18 protein-coding genes are annotated in these 19,237 nt (G+C 73.6%); 8 read left to right on the top strand and 10 right to left on the bottom strand.

Features of this window, described 5'->3' with window-relative positions; all coding sequences use genetic code 11:
- Positions 1-4: 4 nt before the first annotated feature.
- The 6 genes from ACGFR7_RS22820 to ACGFR7_RS22795 form a co-directional block, all read right to left on the bottom strand.
- Positions 5-1,057: a phosphotransferase family protein gene (locus ACGFR7_RS22820; protein WP_393322134.1), complete on the bottom strand. Its 1,053-nt coding sequence runs from the start codon at positions 1,055-1,057 to the stop codon at positions 5-7.
- Positions 1,058-1,333: 276 nt separating this feature from the next.
- Entirely contained in the window at positions 1,334-2,305 is a 972-nt protein-coding gene (locus tag ACGFR7_RS22815) for an MBL fold metallo-hydrolase (RefSeq protein WP_393322131.1), read from the bottom strand.
- 208 nt (positions 2,306-2,513) lie between these two features.
- Entirely contained in the window at positions 2,514-2,876 is a 363-nt protein-coding gene (locus ACGFR7_RS22810) for a DUF202 domain-containing protein (protein WP_393322128.1), read from the bottom strand.
- 3 nt (positions 2,877-2,879) lie between these two features.
- On the bottom strand, positions 2,880-3,290 hold the full coding sequence (locus ACGFR7_RS22805) for a YidH family protein (protein WP_393322126.1): 411 nt from the start codon (positions 3,288-3,290) through the stop codon (positions 2,880-2,882).
- 43 nt (positions 3,291-3,333) lie between these two features.
- On the bottom strand, positions 3,334-3,867 hold the full coding sequence (locus tag ACGFR7_RS22800) for an NUDIX hydrolase (protein WP_393322124.1): 534 nt from the start codon (positions 3,865-3,867) through the stop codon (positions 3,334-3,336).
- Between the two features lie 111 nt (positions 3,868-3,978).
- Complete coding sequence (locus ACGFR7_RS22795) at positions 3,979-4,872, bottom strand: DMT family transporter (protein ID WP_393322122.1); 894 nt, start codon at positions 4,870-4,872, stop codon at positions 3,979-3,981.
- A gap of 206 nt (positions 4,873-5,078) precedes the next feature.
- Here ACGFR7_RS22795 and ACGFR7_RS22790 point away from each other — a divergent pair, with 206 nt between their 5' ends.
- The 6 genes from ACGFR7_RS22790 to ACGFR7_RS22765 all read left to right on the top strand — a co-directional run bounded on the left by ACGFR7_RS22790 (position 5,079) and on the right by ACGFR7_RS22765 (position 11,718).
- Complete coding sequence (locus tag ACGFR7_RS22790) at positions 5,079-6,734, top strand: FAD-binding dehydrogenase (RefSeq protein WP_393322119.1); 1,656 nt, start codon at positions 5,079-5,081, stop codon at positions 6,732-6,734.
- 310 nt (positions 6,735-7,044) lie between these two features.
- On the top strand, positions 7,045-8,016 hold the full coding sequence (locus ACGFR7_RS22785; RefSeq protein WP_393322117.1) for a tetratricopeptide repeat protein: 972 nt from the start codon (positions 7,045-7,047) through the stop codon (positions 8,014-8,016).
- A gap of 80 nt (positions 8,017-8,096) precedes the next feature.
- Positions 8,097-8,849: a molybdopterin-dependent oxidoreductase gene (locus ACGFR7_RS22780; protein WP_393322114.1), complete on the top strand. Its 753-nt coding sequence runs from the start codon at positions 8,097-8,099 to the stop codon at positions 8,847-8,849.
- Positions 8,833-9,543: a cytochrome b/b6 domain-containing protein gene (locus ACGFR7_RS22775; RefSeq protein WP_393322111.1), complete on the top strand. Its 711-nt coding sequence runs from the start codon at positions 8,833-8,835 to the stop codon at positions 9,541-9,543. Before ACGFR7_RS22780 ends, ACGFR7_RS22775 begins: the two co-directional genes overlap by 17 nt.
- A gap of 205 nt (positions 9,544-9,748) precedes the next feature.
- Complete coding sequence (locus ACGFR7_RS22770) at positions 9,749-10,348, top strand: helix-turn-helix domain-containing protein (protein ID WP_393322403.1); 600 nt, start codon at positions 9,749-9,751, stop codon at positions 10,346-10,348.
- Positions 10,345-11,718, top strand: a complete 1,374-nt coding sequence (locus ACGFR7_RS22765; protein WP_393322108.1) for an MFS transporter — start codon at positions 10,345-10,347, stop codon at positions 11,716-11,718. Before ACGFR7_RS22770 ends, ACGFR7_RS22765 begins: the two co-directional genes overlap by 4 nt.
- Before the next feature lie 144 nt (positions 11,719-11,862).
- Here the strand turns inward: ACGFR7_RS22765 and ACGFR7_RS22760 are convergent, their stop codons facing one another.
- The 3 genes from ACGFR7_RS22760 to ACGFR7_RS22750 form a co-directional block, all read right to left on the bottom strand.
- Positions 11,863-12,999 carry a sensor histidine kinase gene (locus ACGFR7_RS22760; RefSeq protein WP_393322105.1) on the bottom strand — a complete coding sequence of 379 codons (1,137 nt, stop codon included), beginning with the start codon at positions 12,997-12,999 and terminating at the stop codon, positions 11,863-11,865.
- Positions 12,996-13,799 carry a response regulator transcription factor gene (locus ACGFR7_RS22755; protein ID WP_393322102.1) on the bottom strand — a complete coding sequence of 268 codons (804 nt, stop codon included), beginning with the start codon at positions 13,797-13,799 and terminating at the stop codon, positions 12,996-12,998. The genes ACGFR7_RS22760 and ACGFR7_RS22755 overlap by 4 nt, the downstream gene beginning before the upstream one ends.
- A 235-nt stretch (positions 13,800-14,034) precedes the next feature.
- Entirely contained in the window at positions 14,035-14,436 is a 402-nt protein-coding gene (locus tag ACGFR7_RS22750) for a (2Fe-2S) ferredoxin domain-containing protein (protein ID WP_393322099.1), read from the bottom strand.
- Between the two features lie 88 nt (positions 14,437-14,524).
- On the opposite strand from ACGFR7_RS22750, the gene ACGFR7_RS22745 reads away from it, so the two are divergent.
- Positions 14,525-16,009 carry a cytochrome P450 gene (locus tag ACGFR7_RS22745; protein WP_393322098.1) on the top strand — a complete coding sequence of 495 codons (1,485 nt, stop codon included), beginning with the start codon at positions 14,525-14,527 and terminating at the stop codon, positions 16,007-16,009.
- Between the two features lie 400 nt (positions 16,010-16,409).
- The gene (locus tag ACGFR7_RS22740) at positions 16,410-18,029 is read left to right on the top strand and encodes an ABC-F family ATP-binding cassette domain-containing protein (RefSeq protein ID WP_393322400.1); all 1,620 of its coding nucleotides are present in this window, start codon (positions 16,410-16,412) and stop codon (positions 18,027-18,029) included.
- A gap of 58 nt (positions 18,030-18,087) precedes the next feature.
- On the opposite strand, the gene ACGFR7_RS22735 is transcribed toward ACGFR7_RS22740, so the two are convergent.
- Complete coding sequence (locus ACGFR7_RS22735; protein ID WP_393322095.1) at positions 18,088-19,077, bottom strand: pseudouridine synthase; 990 nt, start codon at positions 19,075-19,077, stop codon at positions 18,088-18,090.
- Between the last annotated feature and the right edge of the window lie 160 nt (positions 19,078-19,237).

Here is a 19,237-nt window from a genome sequence, read left to right as displayed (position 1 = left end):
TGCCTCAGCCTTCCTTGAGGGTGGAGAGTCCGTGGTCGATGAAGACGGGGACGAGCTCGCCGATCCGGTCGAACCCGGCGCCTACGGTCTGGCCGAGCGTGAAGCGGTAGTGGATGCCCTCGAGGATCACGGCGAGCTTGAACCAGGCGAACGCCGTGTACCAGGCGATGGCGGAGGTGTCCCGGCCGGAGCGGGCGGCATAGCGCTCGATCAGCTCGCCCGGTGAGGGGTGGCCGGGGGCGCCGCTGGTGGTGCTGACCGGCGACCGGGACAGGCCCAGGTCCGAGCTGTACATCGCCAGCAGGCCGAGGTCGGTCAGCGGATCGCCGAGCGTGGACATCTCCCAGTCCAGGACGGCGTTGAGGGTGTCGTCGGCCCCGATCAGGACGTTGTCGAGGCGGTAGTCGCCGTGGACGACGGCCGGGGCGGGCGAGGCGGGCAGCGACCGGCCCAGCGTCTCGTGCAGCTCGTCGATCCCCGGCAGGTCACGGTTCTTCGACGCGCTCAACTGCTTGCCCCAGCGGCGCAGTTGGCGCTCCAGGAAGCCGTCGGGGCGGCCGAAGTCGCCGAGTCCGACCGCCTCGGGGTCCACGGCGTGCAGGTCCACGAGCGTATCGACCAGGGAGAGCACCACGGCCCGGGTGCGCTCGGGCCCGAGCGGGGCCAGCTGGTCGGCCGTGCGGTAGGGCACGCCCTCGACCAGCTCCATCACGTAGAAGGGCGCGCCGATGACCGACTCGTCCTCGCACAGCAGCAGCGCCTCGGGCACCGGCACCGGCGTCTCGTGCAGGGCGCTGATGACCCGGTGCTCGCGCCGCATGTCGTGCGCGGTCGCCAGTACATGGCCGAGCGGCGGCCGGCGGACGACCCAGGACGCGGCACCGTCGGTGACCCGGTAGGTGAGATTGGACCGCCCGCCCTCGATCAGCCGGGCCCGCAGCGGGCCGCCGGCCAGCTCCGGCCGCTCCCGGCCCAGATGCTCGCGCAATCGCTCCAGGTCGAGGCCGGGGGGATCCTTCCGGTCCTGGGCCTGCGGGGGAGGGGTGCCCTTGCTCATCGTGCTCCTCCGTACGGAGTGGACGGTCGATCGGTCGCAGCACGATCATGCCGACTAGTCGGTATGGAGTCCAGTGCCGGGGCGTGGGGCGTGGGTCACGCGAGGTTTTTCCGCCACACCTCCGCCGCATCGGAGGCCCTGGACGCCCCCGGTCCGGCTGCCCCTGACCCCGGACGCGCCGGCCCCGGACGCGCCGGCCCCGGACGCCCCGACTCCGGTCGCCTCCGCCCCGGTCGCCCCAGGCCTCCTCTCAGGCCTCCGGCAGCACGGCCGTGGTCAGGCGTGACACGCCATCGGCACCCCGCCGTTCATCACCGTCATATCGCCGAACCCGGCCACCAGGTCGAGCGGGGCACCCGGCGCGGTGCCCGCCAGCTCCGCATACGCCCGGTGCAGGTTCGCCACCAGCCGCTCGCTCTCGGCCAGCTCCGCGAACGGGCCGAGGTCCGCCTCCCGGGCCACCTCCAGCGGCGTACGGCCGGCCGCCCGGCCCTCCTGCGCCAGCCGGCCGACGAACCGCAGATAGCGCTCGATGCCGTCGTACACCTCGGGACCGGTCACCGGACCGTGCCCGGGGACGACGGTGACCGCGTCCAGGGTGCGCAGCAACTCCAGCGCCCGCAGCGATCCGGCCAGCGACCCCATGAAGACGAACGGGGTACCGCCGTGGAAGACCAGATCGCCGGCGAAGACGATGCGCTGCCGCGGCAGCCAGACGACGGTGTCGCCGGTGGTGTGCGCCACGCCCGGGTGGATCAGCCGCACCTCGATGTCCCCGACGTGCAGCGCCAGCTCGTCGGTGTAGGTGACCTCGGGCGCCGCCAGGCGGATGTCGCCGTACTCGACCTCGGGCCACACCGCGTGCAGCTGCTGTCCGGCGGCCAGCAGCTCACGGCGGCAGGAGGCGTGCCCGATGACCGTCGCCTCGGGCGCGAAGACGCAGTTGCCGTAGGTGTGGTCGCCGTGGTGGTGCGTGTTGACCACCATGCGGGGCGTGGGCGCGCCGCTCTCGGCGATCCGGCGGCGCAGCAGGCGTGCCCGGTGCTCGGTGGCGGCGGTGTCCACGACCAGGGTGGCGTCCCCGTCGGTGATGAAGCCCGCGTTGTTCAGGCACCAGCCGCCGTCCGGCTGGATGAAGGCGTGGACTCCGGCGGCCAGTTCGGTGAGGTAGGGCTCGGGGGTCGGTGCCGCCGAGGTGTGCGCTGCCGGGGTCTGTGCCGGCGTGTTCCGTGCTGCCGAGTCGCCCATGCGTGTGTGTCTCCTCGTCCGGTGGTCCCTCATGCCCCGCTGCCGGGGCGGGAGTCGGTCCCGACCCGGGACGGCGGGGGGTCGCGTCACGGTACCTCCACCGCCCGCCGCGGTGGCGCCGCACCCCGGATCGGCGTCCCGGATCGGCGTCCTGGATCGGCGTCCCGGATCGGCTCCCCGGATCGGCACCCCGGCTCAGTGTCCCGGCTCAGTGCCCCGGCCGCACCAATATCACCGCGCCGCACAGCGCCAGCCCGAGAGTGCAGCCGACCAGCAGCAGGGCCGCCCGCGGGGACAGGCCCGGCGGGCGGCCGGTGACCATGGCCTGCATCCGGCGGTGCGCGAGCGCCACGAACGCGATCCACAACAGGCCGGTCAGCGCCGCCAGAACCACCTCCGCCGGTCCGGGAGCGGCGTTCCGCAGCAGCTGACGGGCGGCCAGCACCGCCATCGCCGTGGCGGACAGCGTGGTACGCCGCCACGCCAGCCTGGTCCGCTCCGGCTGCAGCCCCGGGTCCCGGTCGGGGGCCGGACGCGGCGGCCCCGCGCCCGGGGGCCCTGTGCCCGCCACCGGCTAGGTCGTCCGGCCCAGGAGGACCAGGACGACCACCGCCACCGCCAGGACGCCGACGCTCAGCGCCAGCGCCGTGGGGAAGCGGCTGACCGGCAGGTCCTCACCGCGCCGCATCGCGCGCTCGCAGCGCACCCAGTGATTGACCGCCCGCAGCGCACACAGCGCGCCGCCCACCAGCAGGACCACGGTGAAGGTCACCCGCAGCCCCTGGTGCAGCCGGGGCAGGAACTGGTCCACCGCGAAGCCGCCGCCGATCAGTGCCAGCCCGGTGCGCAGCCAGGCGAGGAAGGTGCGCTCGTTGGCGAGCGAGAAGCGGTAGTCGGGGGTCGCGCCCTCCTCGCGGATCCGAGCCGGCGAGAACCACAGCCGTACGGCCGCGCCGGCCGACCGCAGCGCCTCGGTAAGGATCATGGCCGAAACCCTATCCGCCGGCCGGTGCCCTGCCCGGGGCGCATCAGAGTTCCCCCGCCTCCCGCCGGGCCAGCAGCTCCCGGTACGCGGCGAGCCCGTCCGGCGTCCACGGCCACTCGTCGAGCCGCCGGGCCAGCTCCTGTTCGGTCAGGAACGCGGACCAGTCGATCTCCGACTCCTGCGGGGCGACCGGCAGGGTGCAGCGCACCTGGTAGACCGCGGACCACCAGGTGTGCTCGGCCGTCTCGTAGAGGAACTTGAACAGCGGCTCGGGCGGCTCCAGCCCCTGGACCCCCAGCTCCTCCTCGGCCTCGCGCAGCGCCGCCTGGTCGTAGGTCTCGCCGGTGCCGACCACCCCTCCCACGAACATGTCGTAGTGCGAGGGGAAGACGAGCTTCTGCGGGGTGCGGCGGTGGACGAAGATCCGGTCCGCCTCGTCCCGGGCGAGGACGAACGCGCAGCGGGTGCGCATCCTGCGGGCGTAGGTCTCACCGCGTGGGGCCTGCCCCACGACCTGATCGTTCTCATCGACGACGTCGAGGATCTCGTCCGCGTTGAGCGGTTGCTGATCGGTCATGGCAGCCATGCAACCACCCGGGCCCCGGGCCCAGCTCACCGGGCGGCGATCTCCGGGCGGCGGTCGGCGAGGGCGGCCGCCACCGCGGGGGAGCGGCCCGGGACGCCCTCCTCAGTGCGGCTGCAGCTCCCGTACGTTCTCCCGCCGGCCGGACCCCGGCGGCATCGCCGGATGGCTGCCGATCAGCACGATGCCCGCGACGACGGCCACGATCCCGGTCACTTCCCACGCCAGTGCCCCGGGCGTCACCCGCAGCTGGTCGCCGAGGAACCCCACCCCGCAGGCGATGCCGGCCAGCGGCTGGGCGGCGGTCAGCGCGGGCAGCGAGAGCCGCAGCGGCGCCGACTCGAAGGCGCTCTGCACGAGCACCAGCGCCAGCACACCGAGCACCACGATGGCGTACGGCTGCCAGCTGGTGACCAGGGCCGACCAGCCGCCCTCGCTGAAGTGCTCCCCGCTGATCCGGGTCAGCGCGTCCTGCAGCCCGTAGATCAGGCCCGCCGCGATCCCCAGCAGGGCGGCCTCCAGGCTCACATGCACCCGCTCCCGCTTGGCGACCGCCGCCAGCAGCAACGCGGTGCCCAGCACCATGCCCATGATCAGCCACTGCCACAGATGATCCGCGCTGCGCTGCCCGCCCTGGGGGCGCCCGGCCACGATGAAGGCCGTCACCCCGCCCGCCAGCAGCCACAGCCCGGCCCAGCCGCTCCGGCCGAGCCGCTGCCGGGTCAGCCGCCGCGACAGCGCCATCGCGAACAGCAGATTGGTCGCCAGCAGCGGCTCCACCAGAGTGATGTCGCCCATCCCCAGCGCCATCGCGCCGAGCGCCATCCCGACCACCATCAGACCGATACCGGCCAGCCACAGCGGCATCCGCACCAGATCGAGCAGCAGACGTACCGAGAGGTAGTCCTTCATCGGCGCGTGCTGCGCCGCGGCCTGCTGAAACACGAAGCCGAGTCCCAGACAGCAGGCCGCTCCAAGGGCGAGCAGTATCACCGTCACGTCGCACCTCGTATCGGGGGCGGGGGATGCGCCTGAGGATAGTCACCAGGCGGCGGGCGTGGGGTGGCCCTCGTCACCGACCATTCTCCCGCGCGCCTCTGTGTACTGCGCGGTAACCAGGTGGTTGACGCGGCAGTCGGGTGCGCTGAGGATCGTTCCACCAGGCGGCCGGGGCGCCCGGCGAGCCCCGTTGAGGAGTTGCTGAGATGGCGTACGACGCTGATGTGATCGTGATCGGAGCGGGGCTCGCGGGCCTGGCGGCCACCGCGGAACTGGTGGACGCCGGACGGAAGGTGATCCTCCTCGATCAGGAGCCCGAGCAGTCCCTCGGCGGCCAGGCCCACTGGTCCTTCGGCGGTCTCTTCCTGGTGGACTCCCCCGAACAGCGCCGGCTGCGCATCCGCGACAGCCATGCGCTGGCGTGGCAGGACTGGCTGGGCACGGCCGGCTTTGACCGGCCCGAGGACCACTGGCCGCGCTCCTGGGCCGAGGCCTACGTCGATTTCGCGGCCGGCGAGAAGCGCTCCTGGCTGCACCGGCAGGGCGTACGGCTCTTCCCCGTCGTCGGCTGGGCCGAGCGCGGCGGCTACGACGCGACAGGGCACGGCAACTCCGTCCCCCGCTTCCACATCACCTGGGGCACAGGGCCCGGGCTGGTGGCCCCCTTCGAGCGCCGGGTGCGGGCCGGGGCCGCCCGCGGACTGGTGGAGCTGCGTTTCCGCCACCGGGTGACCGGGCTGTCGCGCACCGCGGGGAGCGTGGACACCGTCAGCGGCGAGGTCCTGGAGCCCTCGGACGCCGAGCGCGGCAGGCCCAGCAGCCGTGAGGTGGCCGGGGCCTTCGAGCTCAAGGCCCAGGCCGTGATCGTCACCTCGGGCGGTATCGGCGGCAATCACGAGCTGGTGCGGGCCAACTGGCCCGAACGGCTCGGCACGCCCCCGCGGCGGATGCTGTCCGGAGTGCCCGCGCATGTGGACGGCAAGATGCTGGGCATCGCCGAGGCGGCCGGCGGCCGGATCATCAACCGCGACCGGATGTGGCACTACACCGAGGGCATCGACAACTGGAATCCGATCTGGCCGCAGCACGGCATCCGGATCCTGTCCGGACCCTCCCCGCTGTGGCTCGACGCGCGCGGCAAGCGGCTGCCGGTGCCGCTCTTCCCCGGCTTCGACACCCTAGGCACCCTCGAACACATCATGCGGACCGGCCATGACCACACCTGGTTCGTGCTCACCCAGAAGATCATCGAAAAGGAGTTCACCCTCTCCGGGTCCGAGCAGAACCCCGATCTGACCGGCAAGAGCATCCGCGGGGTGCTGGGCCGGGCCAGGGCCGGCGCACCGGGGCCGGTGCAGGCGTTCATGGACCGTGGCGCGGACTTCGTCGTCGAGCGCTCGCTGACCGATCTGGTGCGGCGGATGAACGAGCTGACCAAGGAGCCGCTGATAGCGGAGGAGGCGCTGCGCGACGCGATCGTGGCGCGGGACCGGGAGATCGCCCACTCCTTCACCAAGGACCTCCAGGTGACCGCGATCCGCGGGGCCCGCGCCTACCTCGGGGACCGCCTGATCCGCACCGCGGCGCCGCACCGGCTGCTCGACCCCGAGGCCGGCCCGCTGATCGCCGTACGGCTGAACATCCTCACCCGCAAGACGCTCGGCGGTCTGGAGACCGACCTCTCCTCACGGGTGCTGACCGACGGTGGCGCGCCCCTGCCCGGCGTGTACGCGGCGGGCGAGGCGGCCGGGTTCGGCGGCGGCGGGGTGCACGGCTACCGCTCGCTGGAGGGCACCTTCCTCGGGGGCTGTCTCTTCTCCGGACGGACGGCGGGACGGGCGGCGGCGCGGGCGGTGTCCTGACGGGGCGGGGCGGTGCGGTGCAGTGCCGGGGGGAATGCGGTCGGCAACGAGAGAGGGAGCGGTGCGGCAGAGGGAGGGAGCGGTGCGGCAGAGAGAGGAGGGGGGGCGGATTCGGCCATTCCCTTTCGTACCTTGACGCGGAGCTCTGCGGGCCGCTTTGCTGTGCGTGATGACTGGTGCGGACCAAGCCATCACCCTCTGTAGAGGTGCGCGGATCCGGTCCCCGCCCGCCGAGGACGACTCGGTGCGGCGAGAAGGCCGGTGCGGCGCGCCGTGGAGCCCCTGATGGAGCCCCTGACCCGTGATATCGATGTCGCCAACGATGCCGTCACCCCTCCGGCGCGCCCACTGCCCCGGCACCCCGGTTCTCACCCCGGCCCTGGAAGACGCCCAACTTGCCCTGGCGGCCGAGGCGTTGACACTCGGCCAGTGGGCCAGGGTACGTACCCTGCTCGCCGGGACAGGTGCGCACTGGGATCTGCGCGGCCACCGATTAACCGTCCTGGCCACCTGCCCCGGCAGCGCCACCTGGGCCGGCGACTGGCTGCTCGCCGAACCGGACAGCGGTGACGCCGCCACGCTCCTGGCCCTCGCCACCGTCCATCTCGCCCTGCGCGGCGAGAGCGGCACCGGGGTCGCCGCCGAAGCCTGTGCCACCGCCGCCCGGATGCTGCCCGACGACCCCACCCCCTGGCTCGGCGCGCTGATCCTCGCCCGCCGCACCGGTACCCCGGACGAACGGGCCCACGCCTTCCGCCAGGTGTGCGCCCGCCACCGCGACCACCACCACGCACACCACCTCATGACGGCCTCCCTGGCAGAGCAGCTGCCCGGCGTCACCGACGATCCGCGGCACCCGGTCCATGTCTTCGCGGCCCACGCGGCGGCCCGTGCCCCCGCCGACTCCCCGCTCGCCCTCCTGCCCGTCGTGGCGTACGCCGAGCGCTACCGCGTCCTCGCCGCCGCGGGACTTGCTCCCTGCGACCCCGCGGACTGGGGCCCCTGGTCCACCCGGCGCGCCCGGCAGGTGCTGCAGAGCGCCGTCGACTGGTGGCTGGAGTGGGAGGGCGAGGAGCACCCGCGCCGCAAGATCGATCTCAACTTCCTCGCCCATGCCGCCTTCCACCAAGGGCGGATCCCCGAGGCCGCCACGCTGTTCCAGCGGATCGGTCCGCACGCCACGCGCGCCCCGTGGTCGTACCCGGGCCGCGACGGCGCGGGCGCGTTCCGGGCCGCGCGGGCCACCGCACTGTGCCGCGGCCGGGACGCCGCCGCGCCGTGACCGGGCGGCACTGATGACGAAAGTCTGACGCCGGGGCCGGGAGGCTGGCCCCGGCGCCCGCGGGGTGTTCGAATCGAAGGGTGACCAAGGACGCGAAGAGGCCCCGCCCGGCGGGCGGCGGCGAGGACGGGCACGGCACCCCCGTGGGCCGCCGAGTGGTGCTCGGCATGCTCGCCGCCGGTGCCGCGGGCGTCGCCGCGGCCCCCTTCCTGCAGAGCGCCTACGACAGCACCCTCGGGGCCGCCGCACAGCAGGACCCCACCGGCCTGACCGGTCTGCTCCCGGGCGGCGGCGGCTTCCGCTACTACTCCGTGACCGGCTCCGTACCGGCCAAGGACGCACGCACCTACCGCCTCACCATCGACGGCCTGGTCCGCCACCGGACCACCCTGAGCCTCGCCGGTCTGCGCCGATTGCCGCAGACCCGGCTCGTCCGCGATGTGCAGTGCGTGACCGGCTGGCGGGTGCCCGCCACCCCCTTCGAGGGCGTCCGCCTCTCCGCCCTCCTCGACGCCGTGGGCGTCCGCCCCGAGGCGAAGGCCGTCCGCTTCACGTGCTTCGACGGCAGCTACAGCGAATCCCTCACCCTCGAACAGGCCCGCCGCGACGACGTCCTGGTCGCCCTGCGGATGCAGGACAAGCCGCTCGCCCACGTCCACGGCGGTCCGGTGCGTCTCTATGTCGGGCCCATGTACTTCTACAAGTCGGCCAAGTGGCTCTCCGGGATCACCGTCACCGACCATGTCCAGCCCGGATACTGGGAGAACCTCGGATATGACATCGACGCCTGGGTCGGCCGGTCGAACGGACGCGACGATGCCCCGACCACCTGAGAGCCGGTCCGGTGCCACCACGGCGCGCCGCCGCGTCCCGCGCTTCACCCCCGCCGAACACCGGGTGCACCGCGCCACCGCCGGCTTGATGGCCGTCTGCGTCCTCACCGCGGGCTGTCTCTACCTCCCCTTCCTCGCCGAACTCGTCGGCCGCCGCCATCTGATGGTCACCGTCCACGAGTGGTCCGGCATCCTGCTGCCCGTCCCCCTGCTGCTGGGCCTCGGCTCCCGTGCCCTGCGCGCCGACCTCACCCGCCTCAACCGCTACGGCCCGCACGACCGCCAGTGGCTGCGTGCCGCACTGCGCCGCCGAGGGGGCAGGCCCGCCGGCAAGTTCAACGCCGGGCAGAAGCTCTACGCCGCCTGGATCGCCGGCGCGGTCCTGGTGATGCTCGGTACCGGCCTGCTGATGTGGTTCACCAGTCTCGCCCCCCTGGTCTGGCGCACCGGCGCCACCTTCGTCCACGACTGGCTCGCGCTCGCCGTGGTCCTCGTGATCGCCGGCCATGTCTGGAAGGCGTTCGGCGACCCCGAGTCACGCCGCGGTCTGCGCACCGGCTCCGTCGACGCGCAGTGGGCACGGCGCGAGCATCCGCTGTGGGTGCACGGGGAGGGGGAGGCGGATGGGGACGCGGATGACGGCGGGGAAGCGGGGGAGAGCCCACACGGGGCCGGGCCCCAGGGTACGGCCTAGCCCCAACGGCGCGGCCGTTCCCGCCCGTTGCCACTCTTCTGCTGGGACCTTCCTGCAGGAATCTCTCTGCATAGACCTCTCTGCAGAGAAGTCTATGCAGAGGGGTCTCTGCAGTTCTAGGCTGCCGTTCATGTCCGACGCCTCCGCACCACAGCCCCCGCCCCGGCCGACGCAGACGCCGCCGGCCGCGCCCCCGACCCGCCGGATGGACGCCCGTAGTCTGCGCGGGGTCGCCCACCCCTTGCGGATGCGCATCCTGGAGCTGCTGCGGCTCGACGGGCCGGACACCGCCACCGGGCTCGGGCGCCGTCTCGGTGAGAACACCGGGACGGTCAGCTGGCATCTGCGTCACCTCGCCGAACACGGCTTCATCGAGGAGGAGACCGGCCGCGGCACCAAGCGCGAGCGCTGGTGGCGGGCGGTCCGGGTCGCCCACCGGCTCGACACCACCGAATTCCGCGACGATCCGGACACCCGCGGCGCGCTGACGCTCTATGTGCACGAGATCGTCCAGCAGCACTTCAACCGGGTCGTCAGCTACCTCACCGAGGACTGGGCCCCGGAATGGCGAGACGCCGGCACCCTCTCCCAGTGGCACGATCTGCGCTTGACGCCCGGACAACTCGCCGCACTGAACGCGGAGTTGGAGCAGGTTGTCGCACGGCACCGGGCGGCGGCGCACAGCGGACCCGGCGAGGGCGCCCCCGGGAACACCCCCGAGAGCACTCCCGAGAGCACCCCCGAGGAACGGCCCGTCGTCGTCCAGCTGCAGTCCTTCCCACGCAAGGAGCGTCACGAGCGATGAGCGGACTGCTGCGCCGCCATCGTGACTTCCGGCTGCTGTGGTGCGGTGAGACGGCGGGGAAGTTCGGGGCGGCGGTCACCACCGTGGCGATGCCGCTGGCGGCGGTGTCCACCCTGCATGCCTCCACCTTCGAGGTCGGACTGCTCAGCGCCTGCGGCTGGCTGCCCTGGCTGCTCATCGGCCTCCCGGTGGGTGTCTGGGTGGACCGGACGCGCCGCCGCCCCCTGATGCTGGGCGCCGCCGGCCTGTCACTGGTGCTGTTCGCCGCCGTACCGGTCCTCGCCGGGTACGGCGGGCTCAGCCTCGGCCTGCTGATCGCCGTGGCCCTGCTGGCCGGTGCGGCGGCGGTGGTCTTCCAGACCGCCTACAGCGCCTATCTCCCCGGCCTGCTCGCACCGGCCGACCAGGCCGAGGGCAACGCCAAGCTGCACGGCAGCGCCTCGGCGGCGCAGATCGCGGGGCAGGGGGCGGGCGGCTTCATCGCCCAACTGGCGGGCGCCGTCGACGCATTGCCGGCCCAGTCGGCCACCTTCCTCGTATCCCTGCTGTGCCTGCTCCGCATCCGGCACCGCGAACCACGCCCGGACCCCCGCGGCCACGCACCACGCACCCTGGTCGCGGACGTCGCCGAGGGGCTGCGACTGGTCACCGGCGACGCGTGGTTCCGCACCCTGACGCTCTTCGGCGCCGCCTCCAACCTCGCGCTCATGGGGTACCAGTCGATTGCGGCGGTCTTCCTGGTCCGCGAGGTCGGTCTGCCGCCCGGCGCGGTCGGCGGGCTGCTGGCGCTGGCCGGTACGGGCGGGATCGCGGGCGCCTTCCTGGCGCGCCGGGCCGCCGACCGGTTCGGCACGGCCCGTGCCATGCTGCTGTGCGAACTGGGCCTGTCCGGCACCGCGTTGCTCATCCCCCTCGCCGCCCACGGCGCCGGGGCGCTGCTCTACGTCGCGGGCAGCTTCGGCGTCTGTGCGGGCGCGGTGGGCGGGAACACCCTCAAGGCGGGCTTCCAGCAGCGCTACTGCCCGCCGGCCCTGCTCGGCCGGCTGATCGCCGGCAGCTCCTTCCTCAACTACGGCACGCTGCCCCTGGGCGCGCTGCTCGGCGGTGCGCTCGGCTCCGCCCTCGGCCTCCGCACCGCCATGTGGATCACGACCGCCGGGGTGCCGCTGGCCGCCCTGATCCTGCTCTTCTCGCCGGTCGGGGCCGTCCGCGACCTGCCGGTGCGCCGGATGGGAGACGAGGGCCGGGAGGAGCGCCGGGAGGGGCACGGGGAGGAGCACCTGCCCGAGCGCCGGGCTGAGCACCAAGAGGAGCTCCGAGAACGCGGCCCGGACCCGGAGGGCCGGGACGGGGCGGCAGCACGGCGCTGAGGTGCGTCAGAGCGCCCGTACGCCCACACCGCGGAGGCTCGGTCGTGGTCCGTCCGCGGCCGTGGTCCGTCCGCGGTCGTGGTCCGTCCGCGGTCGCGGTCCGCCCGCGGTCCGTCCGCGGGTCCGCGCCTCATCCGTCGCCCCCTAAGACTCCACCGCCACCTCCGCCGACGGCAGTTCGACCTCGAAGCGGCAGCCCGCCCCGGTGTTCCGAACCGTCGCCCGGCCCTCATGGGCCTCCACGATCCCGCGGACGATCGCCAGGCCCAGCCCGGCGCCGCCCTTGCCGTCCGCGCGCGGGGTGCGGGCCGCGCCGCCGCGCCAGCCGGTGTCGAAGACCCGCGTCAGATCCTCCGGCGGGATGCCTCCGCAGCCGTCCTCGACCGCGAGGATCACCCGGCCCTTCTCGTGCCGTGCGCTGACCGCGACGGTGCCGTCCGCCGGTGTCGCACGGATCGCATTGACCAGCAGATTGCCCAGGACGCGGGTGATCTGCTGGGCGTCCACCCGCACCGGCAGCGGTACCACCCCGCCGTCCACCAGCCGCACCCCGCCGGCCCGCGCCAGCGGCCCGGCCCCGGCGAGGGCATCGTCCACCAGGTCGTACACCGACACCCGCGACAGCGTCAGGGCCAGCGCCCCGGCCTGGATACGGGAGAGTTCGAAGAGGTCGTCGACCATGGCGGCCAGCCGGTCGACCTCGACCCGCATCCGTGCGTGGTAGCGCGCGGTGTCCTCGGCGACCCCGTCCTCCAGCGCCTCGGCCATCGCCCGCAGCCCGGCGAGCGGGGTGCGCAGGTCGTGCGAGATCCCGGCGATCAGATCGCGCCGGGAGGCATCCAGCGCCCGCTCCCGCTCCCGTGCCTCGGCGAGCCGCCCGCTGGTCTCCTCCAGTGCCCGGGACAGCGCGGCCAGTTCGGCGGTGGGTGGCTCGGCCGGCGCCACGAAGCCGCCCTCGCTGCCGACCGTACGGGCCGAACGTGCCAGCTCCCGGCTGCCCGCCGCGATCCGGCGGCCGAAGAGCAGCGCGGCCGCCAGCGACACCACCCCGGAGACGGCCACCACGGCCATCACCACGCCCAGGTCGTGCCCGGACAGGAACATCGCCTGGGCGACCGCCACCGTGCCCGCCGCCATCGCGGCCACCGCCAGCACCGCCACCGCGAACAGCGACAGCGCGACCGAGCGCCGCCGCAGCACCCGTACCGCGGGCGCGGCGAGCACACCCGCCAGCGCCGCGCCCAGCGCCGCCAGCGCCACGATGACCAGGAAGTCCGTCATGAGAGCGGATCGCCTCCCAGCAGTGGTCCGGGATCCGGCGCAGGCTCGTCCTCCATGGGGTCGAAGCGGTAGCCCGCGCCCCAGACCGTCGTCACCAGCCGTGGCGCGGCCGGATCCTCCTCGATCTTCTCGCGCAGCCGCCGCACATGCACGGTCACCGTGGACAGATCGCCGAACTCCCAGCCCCAGACCCGGGCCAGCAGCTCCTCCCGGGAGAAGACCTGTCCGGGGTGGCGCATCAGGAAGACCAGCAGGTCGAACTCGCGGGCGGTGAGGGAGAGTTCCCGTCCGCGGCGTTCGGCGCGCCGTCCGCCGGGGTCGGCACGGAGGTCCCCGGCGCACAGGACGGCCGAGGGCGCCGCGGCCGGCGGCGCGGACTCCGCGCGGCGCAGCACCGAGCCGATCCGCAACACCAGCTCCCGCGGGCTGAAGGGCTTGGTCACATAGTCGTCCGCGCCCAGTTCCAGGCCGAGGATGCGGTCCGCCTCCTCGCCGCGGGCCGTCAGCATCACCACCGGGACCGCCGGGCCGTCGTCGGCGCGGCGCAGCCGGCGGCACACCTCCAGACCGTCGATGCCGGGCAGCATCAGATCGAGCACCACGAGATGCGGACGGAACTCCGCGGCCCGGTCGAGGGCGGCGAAACCGTCGGCGGCGTGCCGGGTGATGTAGCCGGCGCGGGAGAGATAACCGGTGACGACTTCCGCGACGGTCGGATCGTCCTCGACGACCAGGACACGGCGCGGCGGCCCGTGCGGCGGGACCGGCGGGGGCGTGGAGGGCGGCGTTGCGCGGTGCACGGGCTCAGCGTGCCCTTCTGGAGAGAAGCGTCATGGTTCCAGCCAACACCAGTACGCGCGCCGGCGGGCGGGCCGGCCTGCTGTCGTAAGACTCCGGTAACCGGTGGCGGTGTCCTTCAAGGGCGCCGGCGGGCGGCTCGATGCGGGGCCCGGTGCCGTCGTACCCCACTGCGGCCCCGTCGTAGCCCCGTCGTGGCCCTGTCGTGGGGCCTGTCGTGGCGCCTGTCGTGACGCCTCAGCCCTCCAGCCCCTCCCGCACCCGCCGCGACACCGTGATCGCATAGAGGTCGAGCACGCCCGGCGGTTCGGCCAGGCCGGGCCCGCCGGCCCGGATCCACGCGGCGATGTCGGCCAGCGCGTCGTCGTCGTTGACCAGCCCCAGCCACACCGGGCGCCCGCCGGCCGCCCGTCCCGCGGGCGACGGCTGGACCACGACCACATTCGCCTGGTCACAGACGTCCAGACACTCCGAGGCCCGTACCGGGGCCGCGCCGTCGAGCGCCGCGCGCAACCGCGGTATCTGCCCGGCGTGGTCGACGCCCGGGATCTTGGCCGCGTCGCCGCAGCAGCAGCCGCGGCATACGGTGACCCGGCACGGGGCCGCGGTGGCTTTCCGTCCGGCACGCTTGTCGATCATCCGGCACATGCTACGGGCCGGCACCACGCCCCCGATGCGGGAGGGCTGGACGGGGTAGGAACCCCGGTCCGCTGGACAGATATCCGGCATGCCCCACACCGACTCCCAGCCCCACCCCCGCCCCGGCCCGTACCCCGGCCCCGCACCGGAGAGCGAGATCCCCGGCCCGGCCGGTCTCCCCGTGCTCGGCTCGATGCTCGAACTGCGGCGCGACTCCCTCACCACGTTCCTCAACGCGCGGCGTACGCACGGCGATGTGGTGCGGCTGGCGGCCGGCCCGCCCGGTCTGCGCAGTGTGTTCCATGCGGTCTTCGCGCCCGAGGGTGTGCAGCAGATCCTCGCCTCCAAGGCCGCCAACTTCCGTAAGGATCACCCGCTCTACGAGGAGGTCCGCCAGGCCTTCGGCAACGGCCTGCTCACCAGCCAGGACTCCGACTACCTCAGGCAGCGGCGGCTGGTGCAGCCGCTGTTCACCAAGCGCCGGGTCGACAGCTACGCCGCGGCGATCACGACCGAGGCCGGCACCCTCGCCGAGCGCTGGCGCACCGCCGGGGGCAACACCGTCGACCTGGTCCCCGAGATGAACCGGCTGGCGCTGCGCACCGTCGCCCGGATCCTGTTCGGCCTGGACGCCGCCGCGGCCGAGGACGCCTTCCACCGGTGCGCCCCGGTCATCAACGCCTATGTCGTACGGCGTGCCTACGTACCCGTGAAGGTCCCGCGGGAGTGGCCCACCCCCGCGAATGTGCGGGCCCGGGCCGCCACCGACGAGCTGAACGCCCTGTGCGACCGCATCATCGCGGACCGGCGGGCGGCGCGCGGGGCGGCCACGGCGGCGCCGGACGAGGCGGGCGAGGCGGATGAGAGGGGCGAGAGGGAGGTGAGGGGCGAGGGGGATGACCTGCTGTCCCTGCTCGCCGCGGCAGGCAACGACGAGGACGGCTCCCTCGACGCGACCGAGGTCCGCGAACAGGTCCTGATCTTCCTGCTGGCAGGGCACGAAACCACCGCGACCTCCCTCGCCTTCACCCTCCACCTCCTCGCCCGGCACCCCGAGGAGCAGCAAAGAGTGCGCGAGGAGATCGACCGGGTGCTGGGCGGGCGCACCCCCACGGCCGCCGACCTGGACCGTCTGCCGTATCTGACCCAGGCGCTCAAGGAGTCCATGCGGCTGTATCCGGCGGCACCGGTCATCAGCCGCCGGGCCGTGGCCGCCACGGAGATCGGCGGATACCGCATCCCGGCCGGTGCCGATGTGATCGTCGCGCCCTGGGTCACCCACCGCAGCCCGGAGCTGTGGGAGGACCCGGAACGCTTCGATCCGCGGCGCTTCGCACCCGAGCGGGAGGCGGAACGCCACCGCTACGCCTGGTTCCCGTTCGGCGGCGGGCCGCGCGCCTGCATCGGGCAGCACTTCTCGATGCTGGAGTCCGTGCTGGCCCTGGCCGTGCTGCTGCGGACGTACGAACTCGAAGCCGTGGACCAGGAGGTGCCGGTCGCCGCCGGGATCACGCTCCAGGCGACCGGACCGGCCCGGGTGCGCCTGCGCCCGCGCGACGGAGCGGGGGAGTAGGGGGACACCCCGAGGGTGAGGGCGAGGGCGAGGGCCCGGGGACGCCGCACGCACGGCGGGAAGCGGACGCAACCCCCCACGCAACCGGCCACCACAAACGCAACGGAAATAGCGTTTGCGTTTCGGCGGCGTCCCCCGTATCGTCAGTCCCGGTCCCATTGCCGCCGATCGGAGAAGGCCGTTGCTCGTCTGAGGTCCTGAGACACCGCGCCCGCGACGGTGATCCGCCCTGCGCTTCGGGTATCCGGAGCGGCGGTTCATGCCTCGCGCGGCCCGTCCGCGACCTCGGCGTACGTACGGCGTACCCGACGCACCCCGGCGTTTTGATGACGCGCCGATGGTGCGGTGTCTCCCAGCGCATTCCCCACACCCTCTTCGCGCCCAGGAGACCCCTGTGTCCATGCCACCCACCGCCGCGTCGTCCGCGGCCATCGTCTGCACCGGCCTCGGCTTCAGCTGGCCCGACGGCAGCCCCGTCCTCGAAAGCCTCCAGCTGGCCGTAGGTCCCGGCCGTACGGGCCTCATCGGTTCCAACGGGGCCGGAAAGTCCACCCTGTTGAAGCTGATCGCGGGCGAACTTCCCCCGACCGCCGGCAGCGTCAAGGTGGCCGGCGAGGTCGGCTACCTCCCGCAGCACGCCTCGCTGGACACGCACCTGCGGGTGGACGAAGCGCTCGGCATCGCCGCCGCGCGCGCCGCCCTGCACGCCATCGAGGGCGGCGACCCGAGCGAGGAGCACTTCACCGTCATCGGCGACGACTGGGACGTCGAGGAACGCGCCCGCGCCACCCTCGACCAGCTCGGGCTGCGCGGCCTCGACCTCGACCGCACCATCGGCGAGGTGTCCGGCGGCGAGGGGGTCCTGCTGCGGCTGGCGGCCCTGCTGCTGCGCCGCCCGGACGTCCTGCTGCTCGACGAGCCCACCAACAACCTCGACGGACCGGCCCGGCAGCGGCTGTACGACGCGGTCACCGGCTGGTCGGGCGTGCTCGTCGTGGTCAGCCACGACCGTGAACTCCTCGAACTCGTCGACCGGATCGCCGACCTCCGCGACGGGGAGATCCACTGGTACGGCGGCAACTACAGCGCCTACGAACACGCCCTGGCCGTCGAACAGGAAGCGGCCGAACGGACGGTGCGGGCCGCCGAGGCCGACGTCCAGCGCCAGAAACGCGAACTGGCCGACGCCCAGGTCAAATTGGCGCGCCGAGTGCGCTACGGCAACAAGATGAACGCCAACAAGCGCGAACCGAAGATCGTCATGAACGAGCGCAAGAGGGAGGCCCAGGTATCCGCGGGCAAGCACCGCATCCTGCACACCGATCGCCTCAAGGAGGCCAGGGAGCGCCTGGACGAGGCGGCCGAGGCGGTCAGGGACGACGACGAGATCCGTATCGACCTGCCGCACACCGCTGTGCCGCCGGGTCGCACGGTGCTCACCCTGAACGCCCTGCGCACCCGTTTCGGCGCCCGTGCCGAGCTGGAGGTACGGGGCCCCGAACGCATCGCGCTGACCGGCCGCAACGGCTCCGGCAAGACCACCCTGCTGCGGACCCTCGCCGGGGAGATCCCACCGCAGGAGGGTGCCGCGCAGACCCATGTCCCCTTCCGTTTCCTGCCGCAGCGGCTGGACGTCCTCGACCCCGCGCTGACCGTGGCCGAGAACGTCGCCCGCTTCGCCCCGGACGCCACCAACAACCGCATCCGGGCCCGGCTCGCCCGCTTCCTGTTCAAGGGCGCACGGGCCGATCAGCAGGCGGGCACGCTCTCCGGCGGCGAACGCTTCCGCGCCTCGCTCGCCGCGCTGATGCTGGCCGAGCCGGCCCCGCAGTTGCTGATGCTCGACGAGCCGACCAACAACCTCGACCTCGCGTCGGTCCGCCGGCTGGTCACGGCCCTGGATTCCTATGAGGGCGCGCTCCTCGTCGTCAGCCACGATCCGACGTTCCTCCGGGACATCGGCATCACGCGCCGGCTCGCACTGGAGGACGGTGAACTGACCGACATCGCACCGCTGTAGACGGAACGGTCCGAACGGCGCGGAACGGAACGGGGCGGGGGAGACATCCCCCGCCCCGTCACCCGCGTCGGCGGCCCCCGTCCCGCGGCCCGTCCCGCGGCCCGTCCCGCGGGACGGGGGCCGGGTCCCACGCCGCCAGCCGCCGCCCGCTCTCGAACCGCCGCGTCCTGCCGTCCACCGGATCGGTGAACTCCAGTACCTTCGCCAGGAGTTGGAGCGGCGCACTGAAGTCGTCCGGGTCCGGGTCCCCGACCACCGGATAGACCGGATCGTGCAGGATCGGCAGCCCGAGGCGGTTCATATGGACCCGCAGCTGATGGGTACGGCCGGTGGCGGGCAGCAGCCGGTACCGGCCCAGCCCGCCCCGCCGCTCCACCAGTTCGATCCGGCTCTCCGCATTGGCCGCACCGGCTTCCTCGCGCGCGGCCATCACCCCGCGCTCCTTCACGATCCGGCTGCGGACGGTCACCGGCAGCGCCACCGCCTCGTCGTACGGCGCGACCGCCTCGTACTCCTTGCGCACCCGGCGCCCGCCGAACAGGCCCTGGTACGCGCCCCGGTCCCCGGGCCGTACGACGAACAGCGCCAGGCCCGCCGTGAGCCGGTCGAGCCGGTGCGCGGGCTGCAGCGCGGGCAGCTCCAGCTCGCGCCGCAGCCGGGCCAGCGCGGTCTCGGTGATGTGCCGCCCGCGCGGCGTCGTGGCGAGGAAGTGCGGTTTGTCGGCGATCACGATGCGCTCGTCACGGTGGACGATCCGCACCTCGAACGGCACCGGCACCTCCGGCGCGAAGTCCCGGTGGAACCAGACATACCGCCCGGGCTCGTACGGTTCCGTCCCGCTCAGCGCACCGCCGGTCCCGACGAACCGTCCCGCGCCCAGCATCGCGTCCACCCGCTGCGCCCCGATCGCCCCCTGGAACCGGTGCACCAGATGCTCCCGGACCGTGCCCCACACCCCGTCCGGATCGGCGGGCAGCCGCACCCGTACGGGATCGATACCGTCGCGCTGGGGGAGCGGGGCGGGAGGGGCCGGGGATCTGCGTCTCACGGGGCAAGAGAACCCCAGCAGGACCGGCAACGCAAAGCGGGCCCGGGCCGGCGCGGGCCCGCCCGCTCGGGGTCTGCGGCAGATCCGGGCAGCGGGCCGCGGACTGCGGGCCGCCCCCCGGCCGTGACCAGGGCATTCACGAGGGCCGGGGCCCGGTGGA

The sequence above is a fragment of the Streptomyces sp. NPDC048516 genome, assembly GCF_043199875.1.
Classification (GTDB): domain Bacteria; phylum Actinomycetota; class Actinomycetes; order Streptomycetales; family Streptomycetaceae; genus Streptomyces.
The sequence above is the reverse complement of the archived record's forward strand: the minus strand, read 5'-3'. Positions and strand labels throughout refer to the sequence as shown.

Coding starts and splice junctions, on each gene's coding strand:
- ACGFR7_RS22790 (WP_393322119.1), top strand. CDS start 5,079: ATGGCGTACGACGCTGATGTGATCGTGATCGGAGCGGGGCTCGCGGGC.
- ACGFR7_RS22815 (WP_393322131.1), bottom strand. CDS start 2,305: ATGGGCGACTCGGCAGCACGGAACACGCCGGCACAGACCCCGGCAGCG.
- ACGFR7_RS22745 (WP_393322098.1), top strand. CDS start 14,525: ATGCCCCACACCGACTCCCAGCCCCACCCCCGCCCCGGCCCGTACCCC.
- ACGFR7_RS22775 (WP_393322111.1), top strand. CDS start 8,833: ATGCCCCGACCACCTGAGAGCCGGTCCGGTGCCACCACGGCGCGCCGC.
- ACGFR7_RS22785 (WP_393322117.1), top strand. CDS start 7,045: ATGTCGCCAACGATGCCGTCACCCCTCCGGCGCGCCCACTGCCCCGGC.
- ACGFR7_RS22770 (WP_393322403.1), top strand. CDS start 9,749: ATGGACGCCCGTAGTCTGCGCGGGGTCGCCCACCCCTTGCGGATGCGC.
- ACGFR7_RS22740 (WP_393322400.1), top strand. CDS start 16,410: ATGCCACCCACCGCCGCGTCGTCCGCGGCCATCGTCTGCACCGGCCTC.
- ACGFR7_RS22765 (WP_393322108.1), top strand. CDS start 10,345: ATGAGCGGACTGCTGCGCCGCCATCGTGACTTCCGGCTGCTGTGGTGC.
- ACGFR7_RS22820 (WP_393322134.1), bottom strand. CDS start 1,057: ATGAGCAAGGGCACCCCTCCCCCGCAGGCCCAGGACCGGAAGGATCCC.
- ACGFR7_RS22750 (WP_393322099.1), bottom strand. CDS start 14,436: ATGATCGACAAGCGTGCCGGACGGAAAGCCACCGCGGCCCCGTGCCGG.
- ACGFR7_RS22760 (WP_393322105.1), bottom strand. CDS start 12,999: ATGACGGACTTCCTGGTCATCGTGGCGCTGGCGGCGCTGGGCGCGGCG.
- ACGFR7_RS22800 (WP_393322124.1), bottom strand. CDS start 3,867: ATGACCGATCAGCAACCGCTCAACGCGGACGAGATCCTCGACGTCGTC.
- ACGFR7_RS22805 (WP_393322126.1), bottom strand. CDS start 3,290: ATGATCCTTACCGAGGCGCTGCGGTCGGCCGGCGCGGCCGTACGGCTG.